Genomic DNA, 2085 nt, shown 5'->3' on the forward strand with positions numbered 1-2085 from the left:
GCTTTGCGGTAGGAAGAGCACTCTACAGCCAACTCGACTGCCGTTTCCTCGAGGCAAGGACGGATCGATTGGGCTCCATCAAAGCCCAGTTCGGCATCCAACAAGAAGGTATACACCCCTGCCTGCCGATCATAGTAGTAGTTCCGTCGAAACGTCACTTCTCCAAACAGCGTTTGGAGGGTGGTCGGCCGTTTGTCTTTCAGCTGATCGCGGCGCTTGTCCCTTGCTTCCGCCAGTTGTTGATCGATTTCCTCCAAAAGGGACGCCAACAAGGTGGCAAACACGTTTTGAAGGGTTCTCAACAATGGTTCCTCCAGCTCTTTTCATAAAGGCCATTCTGTGGTAAGATGTTTCATGGACTCTCTCCCTCCTGTTTTCGGTTGATGTGGACAATCACTATCATAGCAGGGAGAGAGTCCTTTTTGCATGAGATCCGCTTTTTCCTACCGCGCTTCGCTTGGTGGCCCCGACGAGCGTCGCGAACAAAAGTTCGCAACCCTCGTCGGGGATCCTTCCTGAACGTCACCCACAAATATTTTACTCACACTGCAGGTGTAGTTGTATCTACAACGTTATTTCCCGAAAGAACCTCAAGTGAGATAGGTTTGCTTAGGTCAGTTACAGGTGTTGTAAATGTAATATTAAGAGATTTTGTAGTTGCATCATATGTTAGACCTGAAACAGTTTTCTCGACTCCATCAACAAGAACCTTAAAGTCAGGCGTAGTATCTTCAAGATTTGCTTCTATATACATGCAACATGAAGAGTTAACCTCTCCGTTATCCTGTACTGTACACCCTAAGCGCTGCATCATTTCCTCCAAAGATCTTGTAGGCTCAACCTGCAGGCTGAGCCATGGGGGAGGAAGTTCGTTGCAGGAGAAGTCAAATGTTAATTTTTCAATGAGCATGTATATAAATACTTATGATTAGAATCAAATCCTTGATAGGCCTAGTTTTTTGCTATGTTGAACAGTTTACTGGACTCATTTTTCTTGTGGATTTAATGACAAAAGTAAGCAAGTAAAATGCCAATTTGACTCACAACTTCCGTAATTAAAATAAAAACGACCAACTTACTAATTTCGGTTTTTCGACACCTGTCCAACTAAAATTAGCTTCTCAAAAATTATCAAGAAACTTTAAAGTACAAAAAATAACCCTTTCTGAAAGAGAAAGGATTATGTCAAGTCAGATATGTTTCTATTTTCGCTAGGCATTCATCAATGATTTTATCTATTTCTTCAATTTGTGCATCTTCTGGATTATACTTCTTTAAAATTTTTAGATTACGAGCTTTCCAATCCAATGATTTAATTTGATCAGTTAAAACTACCCCTGTTATTGGATAGCCATCGCCATCAAGGGATATTCCTTCTTTTGGTAAATCCACTTCGAAAGGATAACCCTTCTTTTGATTGGTAATCGGACAAACAGCTATAAATCCTGTTGCTTGATTGAATTCTTTAGGCGATAAAACAATAGCATTCCTTCTCCCAGCCTGCTCATGACCAGCTTGTGGATTGAAGTTTAAAACAACGAAATCGCCTCTCTCTGGTACGTCTGCTGGCATTAAATCAATTCACGCCCTTCTATCCCGAAATCAATTTCCTCGTGTCGATTTTCAGGTGTAATCTGTGATATTAGTTCTTCCAGTGTGTATTTCTTCCGTGTTCTTTTTGGCTTTAATGTGATGATACCTTCATTTCCAATCACATTTAATTCTATTTCGGAACCTTGTTTAATCCCTATTTTATCAGCAACATCTTTTGGGATACGAATGCCCAAACTGTTTCCCCATTTTTGAGCAACAACTGTAGACATGTAGTCCCCTCCTTTACTTTGGTTTATTTTGCTTTCTAAATGTTCCTTTGAGTTCATTATATCACCCCCAACCCAAAATGTATATACATAGTATATACATTCTTCCAAAAAATGATACCCCTGATTTTTCGACAAACAAATATTCTCGTCGCAAAAGCAATCATTTGAATCGATTACTGTAGATGAGTAAATTCGCTAACATAAACTAAACAAAAAAGGAGACATGAACCCAGCCCCTTGAGTAAAATAGATGTGCTCAAAC

4 protein-coding genes are annotated in these 2085 nt (G+C 40.1%); all 4 read right to left on the minus strand.

Annotated elements, in window-relative coordinates; all coding sequences use genetic code 11:
• On the minus strand, positions 1-317 hold a 317-nt coding region (locus B4113_RS05720), incomplete at its 3' end, for a UPF0236 family transposase-like protein (protein ID WP_235597964.1).
• A 224-nt stretch (positions 318-541) separates the two neighbouring features.
• Entirely contained in the window at positions 542-910 is a 369-nt protein-coding gene (locus tag B4113_RS19445) for a hypothetical protein (protein WP_131385726.1), read from the minus strand.
• Between the two features lie 275 nt (positions 911-1185).
• Positions 1186-1572: a type II toxin-antitoxin system PemK/MazF family toxin gene (locus B4113_RS05725; protein ID WP_033020639.1), complete on the minus strand. Its 387-nt coding sequence runs from the start codon at positions 1570-1572 to the stop codon at positions 1186-1188.
• Positions 1572-1880 (minus strand): AbrB/MazE/SpoVT family DNA-binding domain-containing protein, encoded by a 309-nt coding sequence (locus B4113_RS05730; RefSeq protein ID WP_033020681.1) that lies wholly within the window; start codon positions 1878-1880, stop codon positions 1572-1574. The genes B4113_RS05725 and B4113_RS05730 overlap by 1 nt, the downstream gene beginning before the upstream one ends.
• Positions 1881-2085: the final 205 nt, after the last annotated feature.

The organism is Geobacillus sp. B4113_201601 (genome assembly GCF_001587475.1).
Taxonomy (GTDB): Bacteria; Bacillota; Bacilli; order Bacillales; family Anoxybacillaceae; genus Geobacillus; species Geobacillus icigianus.

Excerpts from the sequence above, each read along its gene's own strand:
- B4113_RS05730 (WP_033020681.1), bottom strand. The coding sequence starts at position 1,880 with ATGAACTCAAAGGAACATTTAGAAAGCAAAATAAACCAAAGTAAAGGA.
- B4113_RS05725 (WP_033020639.1), bottom strand. The coding sequence starts at position 1,572 with ATGCCAGCAGACGTACCAGAGAGAGGCGATTTCGTTGTTTTAAACTTC.
- B4113_RS19445 (WP_131385726.1), bottom strand. The coding sequence starts at position 910 with ATGCTCATTGAAAAATTAACATTTGACTTCTCCTGCAACGAACTTCCT.